The 21687-nt window shown below is 65.5% G+C and carries 20 protein-coding genes; 8 read left to right on the plus strand and 12 right to left on the minus strand.

Annotated elements, in window-relative coordinates:
- Window position 1: 1 nt before the first annotated feature.
- From GFY24_RS16825 to GFY24_RS16840, 4 genes are read right to left on the minus strand one after another with little or no spacing between them, the layout of a single operon-like run.
- On the minus strand, window positions 2-328 hold the full coding sequence (locus tag GFY24_RS16825; RefSeq protein ID WP_309230952.1) for an MmcQ/YjbR family DNA-binding protein: 327 nt from the start codon (window positions 326-328) through the stop codon (window positions 2-4).
- Window positions 329-338: 10 nt separating this feature from the next.
- Window positions 339-1781 (minus strand): VWA domain-containing protein, encoded by a 1443-nt coding sequence (locus GFY24_RS16830; protein WP_153806225.1) that lies wholly within the window; start codon window positions 1779-1781, stop codon window positions 339-341.
- Window positions 1782-1830: 49 nt separating this feature from the next.
- Window positions 1831-2715, minus strand: coding sequence for a MoxR family ATPase (locus tag GFY24_RS16835; RefSeq protein WP_309230953.1), 885 nt, complete (start codon window positions 2713-2715; stop codon window positions 1831-1833).
- A 25-nt stretch (window positions 2716-2740) separates the two neighbouring features.
- Complete coding sequence (locus GFY24_RS16840) at window positions 2741-4009, minus strand: glutamate-5-semialdehyde dehydrogenase (protein ID WP_153805993.1); 1269 nt, start codon at window positions 4007-4009, stop codon at window positions 2741-2743.
- Between the two features lie 111 nt (window positions 4010-4120).
- Between GFY24_RS16840 and GFY24_RS16845 the strand changes: the two genes are divergently transcribed.
- Together GFY24_RS16845 and GFY24_RS16850 are read left to right on the plus strand one after the other, a co-directional pair.
- Entirely contained in the window at window positions 4121-5644 is a 1524-nt protein-coding gene (locus GFY24_RS16845) for an MFS transporter (protein ID WP_153805994.1), read from the plus strand.
- A gap of 99 nt (window positions 5645-5743) precedes the next feature.
- Window positions 5744-6601, plus strand: a complete 858-nt coding sequence (locus GFY24_RS16850; RefSeq protein ID WP_153805995.1) for a ribokinase — start codon at window positions 5744-5746, stop codon at window positions 6599-6601.
- A gap of 1 nt (window position 6602) precedes the next feature.
- Here the strand turns inward: GFY24_RS16850 and GFY24_RS16855 are convergent, their stop codons facing one another.
- Window positions 6603-7181: a TetR/AcrR family transcriptional regulator gene (locus GFY24_RS16855; protein WP_153805996.1), complete on the minus strand. Its 579-nt coding sequence runs from the start codon at window positions 7179-7181 to the stop codon at window positions 6603-6605.
- A gap of 324 nt (window positions 7182-7505) precedes the next feature.
- On the opposite strand from GFY24_RS16855, the gene GFY24_RS16860 reads away from it, so the two are divergent.
- A complete protein-coding gene (locus GFY24_RS16860) occupies window positions 7506-8345 on the plus strand; it encodes an SAM-dependent methyltransferase (RefSeq protein ID WP_228566388.1) in 840 nt (279 codons plus the stop codon).
- Between the two features lie 60 nt (window positions 8346-8405).
- Here GFY24_RS16860 and GFY24_RS16865 read toward each other — a convergent pair whose 3' ends face one another.
- The 7 genes from GFY24_RS16865 to GFY24_RS16895 all read right to left on the minus strand — a co-directional run bounded on the left by GFY24_RS16865 (window position 8406) and on the right by GFY24_RS16895 (window position 14815).
- A complete protein-coding gene (locus GFY24_RS16865; protein ID WP_153805997.1) occupies window positions 8406-9437 on the minus strand; it encodes a zinc-binding dehydrogenase in 1032 nt (343 codons plus the stop codon).
- Window position 9438: 1 nt separating this feature from the next.
- Entirely contained in the window at window positions 9439-10650 is a 1212-nt protein-coding gene (locus GFY24_RS16870) for an LLM class flavin-dependent oxidoreductase (protein ID WP_228566389.1), read from the minus strand.
- A 96-nt stretch (window positions 10651-10746) separates the two neighbouring features.
- Window positions 10747-11625, minus strand: coding sequence for a VOC family protein (locus tag GFY24_RS16875; protein ID WP_153805998.1), 879 nt, complete (start codon window positions 11623-11625; stop codon window positions 10747-10749).
- A gap of 18 nt (window positions 11626-11643) precedes the next feature.
- On the minus strand, window positions 11644-12717 hold the full coding sequence (locus GFY24_RS16880; RefSeq protein WP_375336060.1) for a 2Fe-2S iron-sulfur cluster-binding protein: 1074 nt from the start codon (window positions 12715-12717) through the stop codon (window positions 11644-11646).
- 94 nt (window positions 12718-12811) lie between these two features.
- Window positions 12812-13057, minus strand: coding sequence for a hypothetical protein (locus tag GFY24_RS16885; RefSeq protein ID WP_153806000.1), 246 nt, complete (start codon window positions 13055-13057; stop codon window positions 12812-12814).
- Between the two features lie 11 nt (window positions 13058-13068).
- Window positions 13069-14217 (minus strand): Rieske 2Fe-2S domain-containing protein, encoded by a 1149-nt coding sequence (locus GFY24_RS16890; protein ID WP_153806001.1) that lies wholly within the window; start codon window positions 14215-14217, stop codon window positions 13069-13071.
- An 85-nt stretch (window positions 14218-14302) separates the two neighbouring features.
- The gene (locus GFY24_RS16895) at window positions 14303-14815 is read right to left on the minus strand and encodes a flavin reductase family protein (protein WP_309230954.1); all 513 of its coding nucleotides are present in this window, start codon (window positions 14813-14815) and stop codon (window positions 14303-14305) included.
- A gap of 297 nt (window positions 14816-15112) precedes the next feature.
- Between GFY24_RS16895 and GFY24_RS16900 the strand changes: the two genes are divergently transcribed.
- The 5 genes from GFY24_RS16900 to GFY24_RS16920 all read left to right on the plus strand — a co-directional run bounded on the left by GFY24_RS16900 (window position 15113) and on the right by GFY24_RS16920 (window position 21683).
- Window positions 15113-15898, plus strand: a complete 786-nt coding sequence (locus GFY24_RS16900; protein WP_153806002.1) for an IclR family transcriptional regulator — start codon at window positions 15113-15115, stop codon at window positions 15896-15898.
- 59 nt (window positions 15899-15957) lie between these two features.
- A complete protein-coding gene (locus GFY24_RS16905) occupies window positions 15958-16596 on the plus strand; it encodes a PadR family transcriptional regulator (RefSeq protein WP_153806003.1) in 639 nt (212 codons plus the stop codon).
- Window positions 16597-16710: 114 nt separating this feature from the next.
- Window positions 16711-18426: an MFS transporter gene (locus GFY24_RS16910; RefSeq protein WP_153806004.1), complete on the plus strand. Its 1716-nt coding sequence runs from the start codon at window positions 16711-16713 to the stop codon at window positions 18424-18426.
- A 186-nt stretch (window positions 18427-18612) separates the two neighbouring features.
- Window positions 18613-20331, plus strand: a complete 1719-nt coding sequence (locus GFY24_RS16915; RefSeq protein ID WP_153806005.1) for an MFS transporter — start codon at window positions 18613-18615, stop codon at window positions 20329-20331.
- A 131-nt stretch (window positions 20332-20462) separates the two neighbouring features.
- Entirely contained in the window at window positions 20463-21683 is a 1221-nt protein-coding gene (locus GFY24_RS16920) for a bifunctional 3,4-dihydroxy-2-butanone-4-phosphate synthase/GTP cyclohydrolase II (protein ID WP_153806006.1), read from the plus strand.
- The last annotated feature ends 4 nt before the right edge of the window (window positions 21684-21687 follow it).

Here is a 21687-nt window from a genome sequence, read left to right on the forward strand (position 1 = left end):
ATCAGGGCCGCTTGGATTTCGGGAGTTTGGCGACGATGGCGTCATACGACTGGTCGATGAGTTCGCGAAGCTCGTCCTCGGGAACCTTCCCGCCGACCTTGATCGCATTCCACCCGTACCGCCCGATGTAGTGCGAGGCCGACACATCCTCGGGGTAGATCGCCACAAGCTCGTCGTCCTCCTGCCGCGTCCCGTACTTGAGCCCGACGGCCTCACCATCACCGAGGAAGGCGAAAATCTTATCGCCGACTTTGGCAACAACATCGCCCTCCCACGGTTCGTCCTGCCAGGCACCGGGTTTGGCCAGGCAGTACGCGAGAACGTCCACGGCGGTCTCCTCAGACGGGGAGTAGGCGGCCTACTACGGCGGTCAGTTGGCGGGCGGAGCGACATTCGTGCATTTCGATTACTTCGGCGTATTTCTTGGCGGCGGAATCGCCTGTGCCCCAGCTCTTCTCGGCTTCGGGGTTGAGCCAATAGGCGTGTTTGGCCACTGCGACAAGCTGTTCCAGAGTGGCGAGGGCGGGGTCGCGGTAGTTGTTGCGGGCGTCGCCGAGGATGAGCAGGGAGGTGCGGCTGGTGACGGCGTCGGGGAAGTTCTCGGCGAAACCCTCCAGCGCGGAGCCGTAGTCGGAGTGGCCTTCTATACCCACGACGTCGGCCTCGGTGAAGATACGGCGGGTGATCTGATCCAGCGGGGTTACCGAATCGAAGAGTTGGGTGACCTCGTCGGAGCGGTCCACGAAGGCGAAGATGCGGACCCGGGAGAACTGTTCACGCAGGGCATTCACCAAAACCATGGTGAAGCTGGAGAATCCGGCCACCGAGCCCGAGATATCGCACAGCAGAACGAGATCGGGGCGGCCGGGGCGAGGCTTGCGGGTCTCCAGGTGGATGGGGACGCCGCCGGTGGACATGGATTTGCGCAGGGTTTTCCGCAGGTCGATTTCGCCGCGACGGGCACGGCGGCGGCGAGAAGCCAGGCGGGAGGCCAGGATTCGGGCCAGGCGCTGACTCGAGCGGCGCAGATCGTCCAGATCGGCCTGCGAGATGCGCAGGAAGTCGGCATCCTCGGCCTGGCGTGCCACACCGTAGGTGGCGACGCGTTCGCGGCCGATCCGCTCGGCGACCCGGCGACGGGTTTCGGCCTCCACGGTGCCACGGAAGGATTTGATGCGCTGGCGAGCCGTACGCCGGGCGACCTCGGTATCGAAGTCGGAGTTGTCCATACCGGCGGTGAGACCGGCGATCAATTTGGCCACCAGGATTTCGGGCTGCAGATCCTTCATGGCCTGATACGCCGAGAAGGACGGCCCGCTCCCCGCCTGATACTGCCCCATCTGATCGACCATCTGCGCGGCCAATGCCTGCAGTTGCCGCTCCCGCTCACCGGACGGGTTCTGAACGAGCAACTCCGCCAGCATCTTTCGCAGCTCGATAATGTCGACGCCGCCATCCGGCCGATACGGGATCTCGACTTCCTCGGCCCCGACCCGCTCGCCCAGCGCGGCCGGGAACCACAGATCGAAGAGTCCGTCATAGGTGGCGCGCTGAGTGGTGCGCCGCAGCAGCGCACACGCCAGGCCCTCGCGCAGGGCTTCGCGATCCATCAGGTCCAGCACGGTGACAACCTGTGCGGCATCCACGGTTTCGGACGGCCCGACCGGAATCCCCCTGGCGCGCAAGGCTTCCACGAATCCCACGAGATGCCCGGAGAACCCGTACTCCACGGCCGGCCCGGGGTCGGGTTGTGCGGCCGCTCCCCCACTCACCGCGCGCATGGCCGCGGAGACCAATCCGCGGGGCGTATTCGATCCGCCGGACATGGTGTCAGGCCAGCTTCAGCTCGGACTGCGCACGCAGATGATCGGCCTGATGCTTGAGCACCACACCGAGGGTGGCGCGCACCGTCTTGTCGTCGAGATCCTTTGCGCCCAAAGCCAGTAGCGTGCGCGCCCAGTCGATGGATTCGGCGACCGAGGGTAGCTTCTTGAGCTGCATACCGCGCAGCACGTGCACGATCCGCACAAGTTGTGCGGCCACGGCGGGCTTGAGCTCGGGTACGCGGCTGGCCAGGATGCGGCGCTCGAGATCCTCATCGGGGAAGTCGATGTGCAGGTACAGGCAGCGGCGCTTCAACGCCTCGGACAGCTCGCGGGTCGCATTGGAGGTGAGCACCACGAACGGCTTACGCGTCGCGGTGATGGTGCCCAATTCCGGGACGGTGACCGAGAAGTCGCTCAAAACCTCGAGCAGCAGGCCCTCGATCTCGACATCGGCCTTATCGGTCTCGTCGATGAGCAGGACCGTCGGCTCGGTGCGCCGAATGGCCGTCAGCAGGGGCCGCGAGAGCAGGAACTCCTCGGTGAAGACATCGGACTTCGTTTCGGCCCAATCGTTTTCGGAGGAAGCCTGAATCCGCAGAATCTGCTTGGCGTGATTCCACTCGTAGAGCGCCCGCGCCTCGTCCACGCCCTCATAGCATTGCAGGCGAACGAGTTCCGCGCCCGCGACCTCGGCGACCGCCTTGGACAGTTCGGTCTTGCCGACACCGGCCGGGCCCTCGATGAGCAGGGGCTTGCCGAGCCGGTCGGCGAGGAAAACCGAAGTGGCGGTGGCCTTATCGGCCAGATAGCCGGTTCCGGCGAGGCGCTCGATCACATCGTCGACCGACGAGAAGATCGGCTCCTGGATCGGTGCTGCGGTAGGAGCCACGGGTGCTGCCCTTTCTTCGAATGAACTAGACGGGCCGGATCTGGCCGTCGCCCCACACAATCCATTTGGTGGAGGTCAGTTCCGGCAGGCCCATGGGGCCGCGGGCATGCAGTTTCTGCGTGGAGATACCGATTTCCGCGCCGAAGCCGAACTGTTCACCATCGGTGAAGGCAGTCGAAGCATTGACCATGACGGCGGCGGCGTCCACCCGGCCGGTGAATTCGCGGGCGGCCTCGAGGGCGCCGGTGACAATGGCCTCGGTGTGGCCGGTGCCCCACCGGTTGATGTGCTCGACGGCGGCATCCAGATCGGGGACGACCTTCAAAGCGATATCGAGGGACAGGTATTCATCCGCCCAATCGGTCTCGGTGGCGGGCACCAGACCGGGCAGATCACCGTGGATGGTGACGCCATTGTCTTCGAGGGCCTTGATCAGGCGCGGCACCGCGGTCTCGGCAATGGCCTCATCGATGAGCACCGTCTCGGCGGTATTGCACACGCTCGGACGACGGGTCTTGGCATTGATCAGAATGGCCTCGGCCATCTCCAGATCGGCATCGCGATGTACGAAGATATGGCAGTTGCCGGTACCGGTCTCGATGGTCGGCACCAGGGCATCCCGCACCACGGCATTGATCAGGCCCGCGCCGCCACGCGGAATCACCACGTCGACCAGGCCGCGCGCCTGAATCAGATGGGTCACGCTGGAGCGATCATCGGCGGGCAGCAGCTGCACCGCGTCCTGCGGAAGCCCCTGCGCCGCAAGCGCTTCCCGCAGCACCGTCACCAGCGCCACATTGGAGCGCACCGCCGAGGACGATCCACGCAGCAGCGCCGCGTTACCGGACTTGAGCGTCAAACCGAAGGCATCGACGGTGACATTGGGCCGCGCCTCGTAAACCATGCCGACCACACCGAGCGGCACCCGCGTCTGCCGGATCTCCAGACCGTTCGGCAGCGTCGACCCGCGCACCACATCGCCCACCGGATCCGGCAGCCCGGCCACCTGCCGCAGTCCGGACGCGATCCCGTCGATCCGAGCCTCGGTCAGTCGCAGCCGATCCAGCTGTGCCTCGGCGGTCCCGCCGGCGCGCGCGATCTCGATGTCCTCGCCATTGGCGATCAGCAGCCGGTCCTTCGCGGCGAGCAGGGCATCGGCGGCGGCGTGCAGCGCGGCATCCTTCTGCGCCGTGGTGAGCTGAGCGAGCGTGCGTGACGCCACCCGAGCCCGGCGCGCCGCGGCATGCACCACCTCGCGGACGTTGTCCAGTTCAGTGGTGGTCGAAGCTGTCATGGGTACAGCCTACTGACCCGGTCATAGCGCCCATTCGGCGACTTCGCCGGAATTGACCCGCCGGTAGTGATTCGCCCGGCCGCTGTCGGTGTGCCGGGCTACCTTGGGCAGATGACCGCGAGCATCAAGCTGTCCTCCGCCGCCGGGCGCTGGGTTCTGCTGGCCACCGTCCTCGGCTCGGGAATGGCGATGCTCGATGCCACCGTCGTGAATGTGGCGCTGCCGAAGATCGGGGACGAATTCGGCTCCTCGATGGCCGGATTGCAGTGGACCGTCAATGCTTACGCGCTCACCCTGGCCGGGTTGATTCTGCTGGGCGGCGCGCTCGGCGATCGGTACGGCCGGCGCCGCGTATTCATTATCGGCGTCATCTGGTTCGCGCTCGCCTCGGCGCTCTGCGGTGCGGCACAGGATATTTCGATGCTGATCGCGGCGCGGGCGCTACAGGGTGTCGGCGGAGCACTGCTCACGCCCGGATCGCTGGCGATCATTCAGGCGTCGTTCGAACCGCAGGATCGAGCACGCGCGGTCGGGGCCTGGTCCGGGCTGGGCGGCGTGGCCGGCGCCATCGGACCGTTCCTGGGCGGCTACCTGGTCGAGTACGCGGGCTGGCGCTGGGTGTTCCTGTTGAATGTGCCACTGGCACTGCTGGTTATCGCGGTCGCCGCGCGGCATGTACCGGAAACCTATGATTCGCAGGCGCACGGCAAATTCGATGTGCTCGGTGCGGCAATGGCGGCGCTGTGCCTGGCCGGGATCACCTACGCGCTCACCACCGCACCGGAACGAGATACCAACCGCGCCTTGGTGATAGGCAGCGCACTGCTGGGCATTGCGGCCGGTATCGCCTTCGTGCTCATAGAACGCCGCCGATCCGCCCGCGATGACGGACCCTCGCCGATGGTGCCGGTGGAGGTCTTCGCCTCCAAGCAGTTCACCGCGATCAACGCCGTCACCTTCGTCATGTACGGCGGGATGAGCGTGGTGTTCTTCCTCCTGGTGCTGACCCTGCAGGTGGTGTCCGGCTTCAGTCCGATCGCGGCGGGTACGGCACTGCTGCCCGGCACCGTGCTGATGCTGCTGTTCTCCGCGCGCGCCGGTGCGCTGGCGCAGCGGATCGGGCCGCGTAAACCGATCACCCTCGGCCTGCTGCTGGTCGCGCTCGGCATGCTGCTCATGACCCGCATCGGCGCGGACTCCTCGTATGTGACCGTGGTGCTACCCGCCGCCATCGTCTTCGGTATCGGCCTGACACTGGCCGTCGCACCGCTCACCGCGACCGTGCTCGCCACCGCCGACGAACGGCATGCGGGCGTGGCCAGCGGGGTCAACAATGCGGTGGCCCGCGCGGCCGGACTCCTTGCCGTGGCGGCCATTCCACCGCTGGCCGGACTCACCGGCGACGCGTACAGCAATCCCTCGACCTTCCAGCACGGCTTCCGCATCGCCCTGCTGACCTGTGTGGTCCTGGTGGTCGCGGCGGCGGCGCTGGCCGTCTTCACCGTCCGCGACGATGCCCTGGCCACCGCACCCGCCTCGGCGGAACCGCTATGCAAGGTGAATTGCGCCGTCGCCGGACCGCCATTGGAGCCCGGCCGGGTCCTATCGGCGAGCGGCGACACCGACTCCGCCTGAGCCGATCGCCGCTGAGCGTATAGGTCCGGGATCTTTCCGAAATCCGCCGAACTCGTGGCCTACCCGTATCGGCACCCGCACGCGACTACCGTGACGATCATGGCGCGGATTGTGGTGGTGGGCAGCATCAATATGGATCTGGTGACGACCGTCAAACGGCGGCCGGAGCCGGGCGAGACGGTGTCCGGGGCGGGGTTCGCGCTGGTGCCCGGCGGGAAGGGCGCCAATCAGGCGATCGCGGCGCGGCGGGCCGGCGCCGAGGTCGGCTTCATCGGCGCGGTCGGTGATGATGTGTTCGCCGATGAGCTGCGCCACGTACTGGTCGATGCGGGCGTGGGTGTTTCGCGGCTGCGGCGGTTGCCCGGACCGAGCGGGGTGGCGGCCATTGTCGTGGACGGCGGCGGGGAGAACAGCATTATCGTGGTGGGCGGGGCCAACTCTCGCCTGACCGTGCTCGACAGGGGCGATCTGGAGGCCATCGCCGAGGCCGATGTGCTGTTGTGCCAGTTGGAGATTCCACAGCAGACGGTGCTGAACGCCGCCCGGCACGCGCGGGCGCACGGCACCGCGGTGCTGCTGAATCCCTCACCGGTGCAAGAACTTTCGGATCAACTGTGGGCCGCGATCGATATCGCCGTGGTGAACGAGGGTGAGGCCGCGCAACTCGGCACGGCGCTGGACGCCGTTCCGAATGTGATCACCACACTGGGCTCGGACGGTGCGGTTTATCGCGGCCCCGACGGAATCACGCTGCCGCATCCGGGAGTTCGGGTCGAGGTGGTCGATACCACCGGCGCGGGAGACACTTTCACCGGCGCGCTGGCCGCGCACTGGGATGAGGGGCCGGAGATCGCCCTGGCCTGGGCCTGCACCGCGGGTGCGCTGGCCACGACGAAACTCGGTGCCAGCACGTCGATTCCGACGCGCAATGCCATCGAGCGGCTGCTCTCCCGCTGATTCAGGCGGCCGAGGTCCGCTTACCGGTGTGCACGGCCACCAGGTCCGCGAGCTGTTTCCCGGCGCGCTCCAGCGGATCGGTGGAGCGGGTGGCCAGTGACATGACGACCGCGCCCTCCACGGCCGCCACAATCGTGGTCGCCAAAGAGCGCGCGGTATCGGGCTCCAAGGCTTCGGCCTCGAGCCGATCGGCGAGGATGCCCTCCCATTCGAGGAAGGTCGCACCCGCCACATCGGCCGCCTCCGGGGATTCGGAGCGCCCGAGCGCCGCGGCCACGATGGGGCAGCCCGCGGTGAAATCGCTGGCGACCACCACATCTCGCCACATGGCCGGGAAGGCCGCGATCACCGTGGCCAGGTCCGCGCCCGCGGTTATCGTCCGCATGAGTGCGCTCGACGCCTCTCCGGCGGTGCGGGTGGCCTCGGCGACCAGTTCGGATTTACCGCCCGGAAAGTTGAGATAGACCGAGCGCCGCGAGATTCCACTGTGCTCGAGCAATTGGGCAATGCCGGTTCCGGCGATGCCCTTACAGCGCATGAGGGCAATGGCGCTGTCGATGAGGCGGTCGCGCGCTCCCATGAACGACTTCCTTCCCTGCCATATACCGATCGGTATACCACCCGAGTGTAGACCGCCACCCCGACCCGCCTGATGAAATCCGCAGGCACAAACACAAAAGACACCCCCACCCCGACCCGGTCAAACGATCACGGGGAACTCACCGTGACCACCTACGGCGTGTCGCCCCGGTCGGTTCCCAGTGATCGTCCAACCACGTGGGTGTCTGGTTTGGTGTCTCCCGAATTGTGTTATCTGGAATTTATTTTCGTGTGATATGTTGGATGCGGACGTCAATTCTCTTGGCTAGCATCGGTTTTCCCGGCGGCTGTTAAGGAGAATTCGATGGATGGCGGAGCCAGTAGAACCGCGATGATGGCGGCGGGTGGGCGAGCGGCGCATCTCGTAGTGGATTGCGCGCCTTACCTATTCGAGGACACCATGGCAAGTCGGCTACTTGGTGAGCAGGCCGAGGAGCTCATCGGTTATCACCTGCAGTTCGGTGATCACGTGGTGCTCAGTGGGACCCGCGCGCAGGTCAATGCACGGAGCAGCTACACCGAGCACCGAGTGGATACCGGCTTCACGCAGTACGTGATCCTCGGGGCGGGGCTGGACACCTTCGCCTATCGGTCTCCGCTCGCCCGGCAGATCGCCGTCTTCGAGGTGGATCATCCAGCGACACAGCAGTGGAAGCGGGAATTGCTGATGGCAGCGGGAATTGACGCCACTGCGGCTCGATTCGTGGGTGTCGATTTCGAAAGCGATGATCTCGCCGCGGAAGTGGCGGCGCACGGATTCAACCAAGCAGCTCCCGCATTGGTGAGCTGGCTCGGCGTGACCATGTACTTGACCGAGGCCGCGATCAGCGCGGCGCTCACCGTCCTGGGCACGTTCGCCCCGGGCACCGAGTTGGTGCTGGAGTACGCACTCCCACCCGAGTTGCGCGATGAATCCGGTTGCGCCTACGCCGAATTCGCCCTCCCAGCCACAGCGGACCAGGGTGAGCCCTGGTTGAGCTTCTTCACCCCAGAAGCCCTCACCGACCTGCTCGACAAACACGGATTCACTGTGGCCGAACATGTTTCGCAGCGCCAGGCCGTCGCCCCCGAACTATGGCAACGCACCGACAACCTGAACCCGGCCGATCTGTGTCGATTGGTGCGCGCGACAGTCCGCGACTGAGACGAACCGAACCCGGCAACGCCGACCCGTCTGGCATCGGGTCTGCGCTGGTCGGGACGACTACAGGTTGGGGCGGACCAGGATTTGGATGTGGTCGTCGGGGTGGCGGAGGGATGCTATGGCGTCGGCTACGCCTTCGAAGCCGACCTGGGTGGTTATCAGGGATTCGGCGTCGATCACCCCTTCGGCTATGCGGTGCAGGGTTTTCGCGTACTCCTCGTGGGGGTAGACCATGCACATTTGCAGGGAGATGTCCTTGTAGATGCCTACGATCGGGCGGATCACGTCGTCGGACATGATCGAGCCGATTTGCAGGATCGCGGTTTCTCTCGGGACCTTGTACATGAGGTCGTTGAGGAGGCCGGGGACGCCGGCGCAGACCCAGACGTGCAGTTTCTGCCCCGGGGAAGCCAGTTCCTGCCAGACCTCTACCGGATCCTCGATACCGGGATCGACCACTCGGTGCGCGCCCAGGCGGAGCGCTGCCTCGCGGCGAAGTTTCGACGGGTCCGATGCCACGATCGGCGCGACGCCGCGTTCGACCAGGGCCGCCACGGTGCCCAATCCGACTGGGCCGCAGCCGATTACGATGCCGGTACCCTCGGGGCCGATGCCGGTGCGCGCCACATTGCCGAAGCCGACCGCCAGGGGTTCGGTCATGGCGGCCACGTGGGGTGGGACGTGCTCGGGGATGGGTTCCAGGGCCATGGCCTGCAAAACCATTCGCTCGCCGAAGCCGCCGGGGAAGTCGTTGGAGTAGCCGACGCCGTGGATACCGCCCGCCGCGTCCAATGCCCATGGGAGCGCAACTACGTTCTGCCCCTCCACGAATGGGGTATCCGGGCCCGCTCCGATGACGCGGGCGGAGAGTTCATGCCCCATCACCATGTCGCGGCACGGATCGAACAGAAAGGTGGGGACGCCGCTGTCGCGGGAGGCTTGCAGGAATTCGTCGGTGTAGTCGAGGGCGGCCTTGTCGGAGCCGCAGATTCCGCAGGCGATCGTCTCCACCAGGACCTGGCCGGGGCCGGGTACGGGATCGGGTACCTCGTCGACGACGAGTTCGCGATTGCGCATTACTACCGCGCGCATGTCACTTCCCTTCCGATTCGGGGGTGAGGGCCGCCGCCAGGGCTTGGCCGTGCCGTTCGAACGCGGCCTCGACGCCGGCCCGCATTCCGGACATGAGGCGTTCGCTATTGGCGTTGGCCCAATCCAGGGAGGCGACGCGGCTCCGATTCGCACCGGTGAAATGCGGAATCACATGCTCGGCAAAGAGTTTCACCGAACGACGGGAGGCCTCCGGATCGGCGACATTGAGCGCCAGCACCAGGAAGGTGCCGAAGCCGCCGGACTGTTCGGCCAGCGCCTCGATCGCCGCGATGGCGTCATCGGGCGAGCCGATGGTGGCGCGGCCGAAGGCCGGGAAGCCCGGACCGGTCCACTGTTCGATGGCCTCGGCGGCGGTATCACCCCACGGCACATCCATACCGCTGAGCCGCTTGATGTAATCCACCAAATGCCCTACGCCCCATTCGGCTTCGCGGCGCGCCTGTTCCCGGGTCTCGGCAATGTGCATGGGTGCGACCAGCCGCCACTTGGCGCGATCGACGGTATGACCGTTGGCGGCCATGGTCTGCTCGTAGACCTTCCAATTCGGCAGCAGCGCTTCGTATCCCGAGGGATCCGAGGCCGCCAGGGACAGCAGGCCCGCGCCGTGCTTACCGGCCAGCACCGATCCGGATGGCGAAATGGTCGATGCCACAGCCATTTCCAGCCCACCCTGCTGATACGGCAGCAGTTGCAGGCGAGCCTCATTGAGCTCGAACCAATCAGTCTTGGCTGTAACGACTTCACCGCGCAGCAGCTGCACGATGGTCTCCATGGACTCGTGCATCATGTCGCGCTGGCGTGGCTGCGGCACACCCATCATGGAGGCGTCCGAGGCCAGCTGACCGGGGCCGATGCCCATCATGACGCGGCCCTTGGTGAGATGGTCGAGCAGGCAGAGCCGGTCGGCCAGCATCATGGGCTGGTGATAGGGCAGGGAATTCACGCCGGTGCCCAGGCGGATCTGGCCGGTGCGCTCGGCCGCGGCGGCGAGGAAGACCTCGGGCGCGGCGATGATCTCCATTCCGGCGGAGTGATGTTCGCCGACCCAGGCTTCCTGATAGCCGAGTTCGTCTGCCAGCTCGACCAATTGGAGATCACGCTGGATCTGCAGGGTCGGATTGCCGTTCAGCGGATGGTAGGGCGCGATGAAGAATCCGAACCGGGTGGGTCCGGAGGTATTGGGCAGAGACAACTTTCGACGCTCCTTTGCGATGTATTCAGTTGTGCTCCGATACGGCCGCGCGTCAGCCGGGGCTCTGGCGGATGCGCGGCCGGGTCTGTGAGCGGATCAGCCCCTAGCCCACTCGTGGCCCCAGTAGCTGTCCGCGGTCATCTCTTCCGCGACGTAGTTGTCGCCGACCAGCATTCCCTCGCAACCGAATTCGAGATCCCAGTTGCCGGGGGTGCGGACGTAGAAGGAGATCATCTTGTCGTTGGTGTGCCGGCCCAGCGTGGAGGAGATGTGGTAGCCCGCCTTGGTGACGCGATCCAGTGCGCGGCCCACATCGTCGAGCGAATCGACCTCGACCATGATGTGCACGATGCCGGGGCCGTCCGGACGCGAGCCCGGGATGAGCGCGAGGCTGTGGTGGCGCGGGTTCACGCCCATGAAGCGAATCCAGATGGGATGTCCGGGCGGGCCGACACGGAACGAGCCGCGCGCGGCGAAACCCAGTACCTCGGTGTAGAACTTGCGCGCGTCCTCGATATCGCGGACCGGCAGCACCACGTGGCCCAGGCCCAGATCACCGTTGATGAAACGCGCGCCGTACTTGGTCAGCACGGGGGTGTGGTCGAGCAGCGGGCCGTGGAACACCTCGATGGTGAAGCCGGACGGGTCGATGAAGCTGATGGCCTCCTCGACATGGCGGTTCGCGGCCTCTTCCGCAGACAGTGTGGCGACCGCGATTCCGGCTTTCTCCAGGGTCTCGCGCACCAGGGCGAGCGCGCGCGTATCCGCGACCTGCCAGCCGATGGCGATCACTTCGTCGCGCTCACCCGGCACCAGCTCCAGGCGGTAGGTGTGCTCATCGGTGCGCAGGTAGATCGAATCCGGATTCGGTCCGGTGCCCTCGGCGAAACCGATGGTGTCGAAGGCGAATTCGCGCCAGGCTTGTACGTCCGCGATGCGGGCCCGCACGTAGCCGAGGGAGCTGAAGGCAGCCATGTTGTACTCCTTGATATTTCAGGAATAGGTGACGGAGACGTCGTCGGTCACCGGAACCGCCTGGCAGGCCAGCACATAGCCGTCGGCCAGGTCGTCGTCTTCGAGGACTTCATTGCGCCGCATGGTGACCGCACCGGAGACCACTCGGCAGACGCAGGCGCTGCACGCACCCTCCTTGCAGGAGAAGGGCGCTTCGATGCCCTCGGCGAGCAGCACATCCAACAGTGTCCGACTGCGCGGCCAGGTGAGTTCGTGGTTTTCGCCATCGAGTTCGACCGCGACGGTGGCATTGTCGCCCTCGATCTCGGCGGCTTCGAGATCGACTGCGGTGGAGTCGGTTTCGAAGGGGTTTCCGGAGAGGGAGACGAACTTCTCGACGTGCACACGCTTGCGGTCCGCGCCGAGGGATGCCATGGCGGCGCTGACCGCATCCATGAACGGGCCTGGTCCGCAGACGAACGCCTCACGGGCAGCCCACGGCTTGGCCAGCGCGGCAAGCTGTTCCACCGACGGCAGGCCCTGCACCGACTGCAACCAGTGCAGCACCAGCAGCCGATCCGGGTGCGCGGCAGCCAATTCCGCGAGCTCGGCGGCGAAAATAACCGAATTCTCATGCTGATTGGCGTAGATCAGCGTGACATGACCGGAGCCCTGCGCCAGCGCGGATTTCAGAATGGACAGCACCGGGGTGATTCCGCTGCCGCCGCCGAAGAGCAGCAGGTCGGAGTCCAGGGAACCCGGCGTGAAGAGTCCGGCGGGCGGCAGCACATCCAAGGACATGCCCTCAACAGCGTTGTCGCACAACCAGTTCGAGCCATAACCTTCGAATGTCCGCTTGACGGTGACCTTCAATGGACCATCCTCGTGCGGCGCACTCGACAGCGAATAGCACCGGCTCACCGACCCGGTCCGCTCGCTCGGAATGCGCAGGGTCAGGAACTGGCCCGGCTTGTAGTCGAACCGCCCGGCGTGGCCGTCCACCGGCGCGAGTTCCAGTGACACCGCGTCGTCGGTCTCCCGCACCACGCGCACGATCCGCACCGACGCGATGCCACCGGCAAGTTGCGCCGGTTCCGGTTCGATGTCTGTCACGGTCATCGCAATTCCATTCCTATGCTGTCCATTTCGTTCGTGCGCCCCCTCTACCCACAGGGACGGGGACGTTCTTCCCGCGGTGGCGGATCACCTACGGCAGGGTCCGGCCGCGAGTACGGACATCTACATCGCGGGTGCTGTCGGGCAGCTCGCCCGCGGCGACGGCCGCGTCGATGCTGTCGCGCAGGGCGTGGCAGGTGTGTGACTTCAGGCCGGTGGTGGAGAGCTCCGTGCAGGCCGCTACGGCGGCTTTGTTCCATTGCACGCTGGTGTGCTGGGGGCTGAATTTCTCCACCAGTACGCAGGTCCCGCAGGACCGGCACGAAACCTGTTCCATGACAGTGCCTTTCAGGCGTCGGATGCGGCGCGCTTGGCGAGGTTGTCGGCGACCTCGGCCTCCCACGCGGTGACGGCGCGGGTGGTGTCGACCTCGAATTCGAAGCGGGTGGTCATCTCCTCGGTGACCGCCGCGGCATCGGTGTAGAACTGCTCGTACCAGCGACGCAGCTGGTAGACCGGCCCGTCCTCCTCGCACAGCAGCGGATTGTTGATGCGCGACTTGCGCTTCCAGATGGCCGCGTCCTGTTCGAAGCCCTTGCCGAGCCCGCCGACGAACTTCTGCGCGATCTCCTCGGCCTGCTCGGGCGAGACACCGGAAGGCCTCTTCGCGATCGCCCCGTACATGAGCACGAACTGGTTCTCATTGATCGGGTAGTGGCAGTTGATCAGATACCCCTCGACCACGAGACCGTTGGCGCTCTCGCTCTTGAGGTAATCGATCATGTAGGAAGGCCCGTAGTAGGCGGCCTCGGATTGCAGAACGTTCTTGCCGCCCAACGCTTTAGCGGTCGCGCCCATCATGTCCTCGCGCGAGACCGAGGTCATGTACTGGCTGGCGGTGTGCCCCTCGAAGACATTCTTGAAGAACGTCGGGAAGCCGTAGTGCACGTAGAAGAAGTGCGCCATATCCACGACATTGTCGATGACCTCGCGGCAATTGGCGTCCACGATCATGGAGTTCCAGGTCCAGTCGGTCCACTCATCGCTGAACGCGGCCTCGACGCGCGGAATGGCGAGCTCGGCCGGCGGCTGCTTGCCCTCCGGGTCGTTCCACACGAACAGCTGCTTGTTCTCGACCATGGTCGGCCACGCCTTGGTGCGGGCCAGCGGCGGCACCCGGCGCGCGTACGGAATACCGGTGCACTTGCCCTTGCCGTTCCAGCGCCAGTCGTGGAACGGGCAGGCCAGCGAGTCACCCTTGACGGTGCCGTCGGCGAGATTGCCGCCCATATGCGGGCAGTACGCGTTGAGCACATTGAGCGTGCCGTCCTCGGCGGCGAACACCACGATCTCGGTGCCGAACGCCTTGACGGTGTGTGGCTTTCCGTCGCGGAAGTCCTCGGCCAGGCCCAAGCAGTGCCAGCCGCGCGCGAATCGGGTGGGCGGTGCGCCCGCGTCGATGACTCGCACTTCGGTGGCACCGTCAGCGGTGGTCATGTGAGTTCCTCTCCCTTGCCTTGTATCGATGGTTGCGGCCGATGTGACGCCGACGACAATGGCTGTCCCACTGGCCGGGAGGTTGCTACTGGTGTGCGAGACGACCGAAGCCTGCTCGATAGAAGAGCAGTGGGGTTGCCTCTGAATGCTCGTTCAAACCGGTCACGCGGGCAATGACCACCGTGTGGTCACCGCCGTCGACCTCTTCGTGCAGTTCGCAGTCGATGGTTGCCAGCGCACCCGTCAGTAGCGGTGAACCGTTCACGGACGGCGTCCAGTCGACCCCGGCGAATTTGTCCGCGCCCGGCCGTCCGAGCTGCCGGCACACCTGATCCTGGTGGTCCGCGAGGATATTCACGGTGAAGCGCCCGGCGCGGCGGATGCGCGGCCAGCTGCTCGAGGTGCGCGCCGGGAAGAAGCTCACCAGCGGCGGTTCGATGGACAGCGACGCGAAGGACTGGCAGGCGAAGCCGACCGGTTCGCCCTCGTCGATGGCGGTGATCACCGTGACGCCCGAGGCGAAGCGCCCCAGGACTGTCTTGAATGCGGCCGGATCGATCTCGATGGGCATCCGATCCACCTCCAGCACCGGTTCCACGGTGACTCCTTTATTTCGGTTCGAAATATGGCTGCCAGTCATAACAGCAGGTCAGGAGCAGGAGGCGTCAATATCGGGGTTCGGTCACCGAGACATGAATCCGTAGACCGGGACAAAAGCTACGTAGTTCTCCCGATTCCGCGGCGTGTGGTCCAGGGCACTGTGATGGGTAGCACAAGGTCCGACTTCGGCACATGCCTAGTCGGAATATCCCTAGACTGGATGTCTGCACCAACGGAGGCTCATATGTCCGTCGCCACGCTCCCCTCGGCGGAAGCTCGAAATACTCATACCCCTATGCGCCCCAAAGAATCTCGTAACGCCAGCGCCGAAGTGCCGGTCTCGATGATCGAGCGGATGACTCTCATCCTGGACGCCTTCGACGCCTCCACCCCCACCCTCACCCTGCTCGGCCTGGTCGAACGCACCGGGCTGCCGCGCTCCACCGTGCACCGGATCCTCGACCAGATGATCAAGCTGCGCTGGCTGGCGCACACCTCCGGCGGTTACCGCCTGGGCATGCGCGCGCTCGAGCTCGGCGGACTCACCGCCGATCACAACGAGATTCGCGATGCCGTCTCTCCGCTGCTACACGAACTGAGCCAGCGCACCGGCATGGTCGGCCACCTCGCGGTGCTCGACGGCCGCGATGTGGTCTACCTGGACAAGGCCGGCGGCCGCTTCGCCGCCAGCCTGCCCACCCGCCTCGGCGGCCGGATGCCCGCGCACGCGACGGGCGTCGGCAAGGCCATGCTCGCCTGTCTCGAACCCAATATCGCCGAGGCCGCACTGCGCGCTCGCCTGCCCCGCCTGACCCCGCGCACCATCTGCGAGCCCGAGGCGCTCGCGCGCGAACTCGCGCAGATCCGCATGCGCCAGGGCGTGGCCATCGACCGTGAAGAGGCCGTCATCGGGATCGCCTGTGTCGCAGCGCCGTTGCGTGGCCGTGGCACCGCCCCCGCCGCCCTCTCGCTCTCGGGTCGCGCCGATGGCATGAGCTACGACCGGCTGGCCCGCGTCGTCCTCGAGGTCGCGCACGAGGCCGGTCGCACCCTGTTCCCGCGCCGCACGCACTGGCGCTGACCGGACCCGTTGACCAGGACAGAAAAGGCAGTCATATGCGGGGGCGATACCCTTCAGCCATGACCGACGGTGGCGCGCGTGGAACGCATGACGAAGAGCCGCAGGCTATTCCGGACCTGCCCACCACCGCCTGGGCGGTGCTCGGCATGCTCTCGCACGCCGATGAGCTCTCGGGCTACGACCTGAAGAAGTGGGCGGACTGGAGTCTGCAGTTCTTCTATTGGAGTCCGTCGTTCAGCCAGATCTACGCCGAACTCAAACGCCTCGAGAAGCACGGCTACGCCACCTCGCGCACCGTGGTCTCCGAGGACGGTATGCGCGGTAAGCGCATGTACGCCATTACCGACAGCGGCCGGGAAGCGGCCTCGCACTGGGTGAATCACTCCCCCGTCGAGGCTCCGGTGCTCAAACACAGTGTGATGCTGCGGGCCTGGCTCGGGCATCTCGCCGAACCCGATCGCATGCGCGAGATCCTCAACCAGCACATCGACTACGCCGAGAAGATGCAGCGGCGCGCGCAGATCGACGCCGATGGCGCGGACTCCAACCCGGAGTGGGCGTATCCGAGCGCCGTATTGCGCTGGTGCGTACGCCATTACGAGGCGGAACGCGAATTCGCGCAGGATCTGCTGACCGATTTGGACAAATTGGCGAAGCAGCGTAGCCGCAAGAAGCCTGCCAAGGTGCAGAATCCGTAAGAATTCCCACCCAGTTCGCGGCATGCTCACTCAACGGACTCGCTCATAGGCGGACCAAGTGGTTCGTGACACGGTTCACACACCGAGTCACCTACCCACCTGAAGGACGCCAATATGTCCACCTCTGTCGATACCGCGGTGCCGCCCGGCACCGCCGACGAGACCGGCCGCCTCGACGGTGCGTCGAAGTTCCGGATCTTCTCGATCCTCGCGGTGATCGTGCTATTCACCGAGGTCGCACCCATGCAGTACGTCATGGTGTCGGCCGCGCTGCGCCAGATCGCGCCCACCTTCCCGAGCCAGGGCGCGAATATCAACTGGGCCATCATCATCTTCGGCGTCGTCGGCGCCGCGACCTCGCCGGTCATCGGCAAGCTCAGCGACATTGTCGGCAAGAAGCGGATGTTCCTGATCTGCGGCGTGCTGTTCATGATCGGCTGCGCCATCTGCGCCGTCACCAGCAATTGGATGCTCTTCCTGGTCGGCCGCGGCCTGCAGGCGACAGCCATTGCCACCGCGGTCATCTCGTACGGCCTCATCCGAGACCTGATGCCGCGCAAGCTCGTTCCGGTCGGCCTGGGCATCGCCTCCACCGGCCTCGGCGTCTCCGCGCTGGCCGGTCCGCTGATCGGCGGCTGGATTGTCGAGCATTACAGCTGGCGCGCCATCTTCTGGTTCCTGTTCGCCTTCACCGTCGTGATGATTCCGCTGGTGATCGCGATCGTGCCCGAGTCCAAGCTGCGCACGCCGCAGAAGCTGGATCTGGTCGGCGCGGTACTGCTCGGCACCGGTCTGGTGCTGACCCTGATCTACCTGGACAACGGGCAGGCGTGGGGCTGGACCGCACCGGGCTCGCTGGCGTACCTGATCGGTGGCCTGATCTTCCTGGCGCTCTTCCCGATTGTGGAGACCCGGGTCAAGCAGCCGATCATGGATATGAAGCTGCTGTTCACCCCGCGCGTGAGTGTGGTGCTGTTCATCGCGCTGCTGGCCTCTTTCATGATCGGCTACCAGTCCTACGCGGTGGGTTATATGACCCAGTCGCCGCCCGCCGCCGAGGTGGTCGAGCAGGTCAAGACCGCCACCTGGGATCAGGTGAAAGCCGGTGCGCTGCAACAGGCGCAGGCGCAGGCCGAAGCGCAGGCCAAGGCCGCGCTGCCACCGGGCGTGGAACTGCCGCCGGGTGCGGTGGTGGTGCCGCCCGAGGCCGTGTACTCGCAGCTGCCGCCGAATATGGTTGATGTGCAATTGGATCCGGGTTACAGCTACGGAGATGGCTTCACGCTGTTGAAGTTCGCCACCCACGTGACCCTGGTGCAGTCGCTGATCGCCATGCTCTTCGGCTTCGTCGGCGGTCTCTGGATTCGGCGCTCGGGTGGTCGTGCGCCACTGGTGTTCGCGTTGGTGATCTTCGTCGGCGCCGCCATCGCCTACGCGCTGACCTCGCACGGCTGGGGCATGCTGACCGCGATCAGCGCGGTGTTCGGTATCGCGTTCGGTCTCTACTACGCGGCCACACCCAACCTGATAGTCGAAGCGGTGCCCGCGGAGCAGCAGGGCATCAGTGCGGGCATGCTGGGCGTCATGCAGGCCATGGGCGCGGGTATCGGGCTCGCGGTGGCCACGGCGTTCCTGAACGCGAATCCGGTGCGGGCGGATGTGACGGTGCTGGGTCAGCCCACGGTCACCAAGGAGATTCCGATGCTCTTCGCGGACAAGGGGTATGAGGTCAGCTTCTACTTCATCGCGGGTGCGGCGCTGATCGCGCTGGTCGGCGCGGTGATCATGAAGGCCGGGCGGACGCCCGCGACGGGCGGCACCGCCTACTGATCGGCAAACATCGGACAACATATGACGAAGACGGCCTGTAGCCAATCACCTACGGGCCGTTTTCGTTTTGATACACCAAGATCGAACCTCGCAGTCCCACTCATCGGGACTGAGTGATCGCCGACACATCTAGACGTGAAACATTCCATGTCACTGTGTTACATAACTCTCTCCGAAGGACGCTGTATGTCCACCTCCGTTGATGCTGCGGTGCCCAAAGGGCCCGAACTCGACGACTCTGCCCGGCTCGAAGGAGCGTCAAAACTGAGGATCTATTCGGTCCTCGCCATCATCGTGCTCTTCACCGAGATCTCTCCGATGCAGTACGTGATGGTCTCAGCAGCCCTGCGGCAAATCGCGCCTTCGTTCCCCGAGCAGGGCGCCAATATCAACTGGGCCATCATCGTTTTCGGTGTTATCGGCGCGGCGGTCTCACCGCTGATCGGCAAGCTCAGCGATATCTGGGGCAAGAAGAAGCTGTTCCTGGTCTGCGGTGTGCTGTTCCTGATCGGCACCGCCATCTGTGCCATCACCAGCAACTGGGGACTGTTCCTGTTCGGTCGCGCCCTCGAGGCCACCGCCATCGCGACCACCGTGGTGTCGTACGGCCTCATCCGCGACCTCATGCCGCGCCGGCTGGTTCCGGTCGGCCTGGGCATCGCCTCCACCGGCCTGGGCGTCTCCGCGCTCATCGGCCCGCTGGTCGGCGGATACATCACCGATCACACCAGCTGGCGCGGGATGTTCTGGTTCCTGTTCATCTTCACCTTGATCATGATTCCGCTGCTGATCGTCGTGGTGCCCGAAACCAAGCTGCGCACCCCGCAGCGACTCGACGTGATGGGCGTACTGCTGCTCGGTGGCGGCTCCACCCTCACCCTCATCTACCTGGACAAGGGTCAGGACTGGGGCTGGCTGAAGCCGACCACACTGGCCTGGCTGATCGTCGGTATCGCACTGCTGGCACTCTTCCCGGTCATCGAAATGCGGGCGAAGCAGCCGATCATGGATATGAAGCTGCTGTTCAACCCGCGCGTGAGTGTGGTGCTGTTCATCGCATTGCTCGGCTCGCTGATGATCGGTGTGCAGTCCTACGGTCCCGCGTACATGATCCAGTCCCCGCCCGCCTCTGAGATCGTGGCGCAGGCCAAGGCGGCGACCTATGAACAGGTGAAGGTGCAGGCGCTCGCCGCCGCCCAGGCGCAAGCCGAGGCGCAGGCGAAGGCCTCGTTGCCGCCCGGAGTGGAACTGCCGCCCGGTGCGGTGCACGTACCCGAGGACATGGTCCTGTCTCAGCTGCCGCCGGATATGGTTCAGGTGCAACTGAATCCGGGCTACACCTACGGCGAGGGCTTCAGCCTGATGAAGTTCGCCAGCCGTGTCACCCTCCCGCAGTCGTTGATCGCCATGCTCTTCGGCTTCCTCGGCGGCCTGTGGATCCGGCGAATCGGCGGACGACGACCACTGATCGTGGCGCTGGGGGTCTTCATCGGCACCGGTATCGCCTACGCGGCGCTCGGGCACGGCTGGGTGACGCTGACATTGATCGGCGCGGTCACCGGTGTCGGGTTCGCGCTGTACTACGCCACCATGCCGAACCTCATAGTCGAGGCGGTGCCCGCGGAACAACAGGGCGTCAGCTCGGGCATGCTGGGCGTCATGCAGGCCATGGGCGTGGCCATCGGAATCGCTGTCGCCACAGCGTTCTTGAATGCCAATCCGGTCAAGGCGGATGTGACGGTGGCGGGTCATCCGACCATCACGCAGGAGATTCCGCTGATATTCGCCGACCGGGGGTATGAACTCAGCTTCTGGTTCGCAGTGATCGCGTCGGCGATCGCGCTGGTCGGCGCGATCATCATGAAGGCGGGTCGTACACCGGCAACCGGCGGTACCGCGTTCTGACCGATCTGATCGACTGAAATGGCCCGGAGGCATTGCCTCCGGGCCATTTTCTTATCCATTGAGCGGGACCCCACCTCGCTGTTCCGCGCTCCGCATATTTCGATTAGGCATAACAGAGGAGGTGGTCGACGATGACCGGTGCACTCGACACAATCGCCACGGCGGTGGCCGCGATCGCGGCAGGCGGCATGGTGCTCGTCGTGGACGACGAGGACCGCGAGAACGAAGGCGATCTCATCCTCGCCGCCGAGCAGGCCACACCCGAGAACATCGCCTTCCTGGTGCGCTACACCAGCGGTGTGGTGTGCGTGCCCATGGCGGGTGAAGACCTCGACCGGCTGCGGCTGCCGCCCATGACGGCGGTCAATCAGGACCCCAAGGGCACCGCGTACACCGTGTCCGTGGATGCGATTTCCGGTGTGAGCACCGGGATTTCGGCCGCGGACCGGGCGCGCACCATGCGGGTACTGGCCGACCCGCGCACCTCCCCCGACGAGCTGTCGCGACCCGGCCATGTGTTCCCGCTGCGCGCGAATCCCCGTGGGGTGCTTGGTCGTCCGGGTCATACCGAGGCGGCGGTGGACCTCATGCGCCTGGCCGGACTGCGCCCCGCCGGGGTGATCGCCGAGGTGGTCAATGACGACGGCAGCATGGCGAGACTGCCCGAGCTGCTCGTCATGTCGGCCGAGCATGTGATTCCGATCATCTCCATCGCCGATCTCATCGAATACCGCAGGAGCCTGGAGAACGGCATCACCCGGGTGGTGGAGACCCGCCTGCCCACCCGCTTCGGCGATTTCCGCGTGATCGGTTATGCCGACGAACACTCCGGCACGGAGCATCTCGCCCTCGTCTACGGCGATCCGTCCGGCGCGGACACCCTGGTGCGTGTCCACTCCGAATGCCTCACCGGTGACGCCTTCGGCTCGCAGCGCTGCGACTGCGGCGAACAACTCGACGCGGCGATGGCAGCCGTGGTGAACGCGGGCCGCGGCATAGTCGTCTACCTGCGCGGCCAGGAAGGCCGAGGCATCGGCCTCCTGAACAAGCTGCGGGCCTATGAACTCCAGGACCAAGGCGCGGACACCGTCGACGCCAATGTTCAACTGGGCCTGCCCATCGACGCCCGCGATTACGGCGCCGCCGCCCGAATTCTCACCGACCTCGCCGTGAATTCGGTTCTCCTGCTGAGCAACAACCCCGCCAAACAATCCGGCCTCGAATCCCACGGCATCCCCGTGGTGGCCCGCATCCCCCTGCAAACCCGGCCCACCGAACACAATGTGCATTACCTGCGCACCAAACGTGACCGCATGAGCCACCATCTCAGCGAAATCGACGCGGCGGGATAGCATC

Origin of the sequence: Nocardia sp. SYP-A9097 (assembly GCF_009649815.1) — a bacterium.
Classification (GTDB): Bacteria; Actinomycetota; Actinomycetes; order Mycobacteriales; family Mycobacteriaceae; genus Nocardia.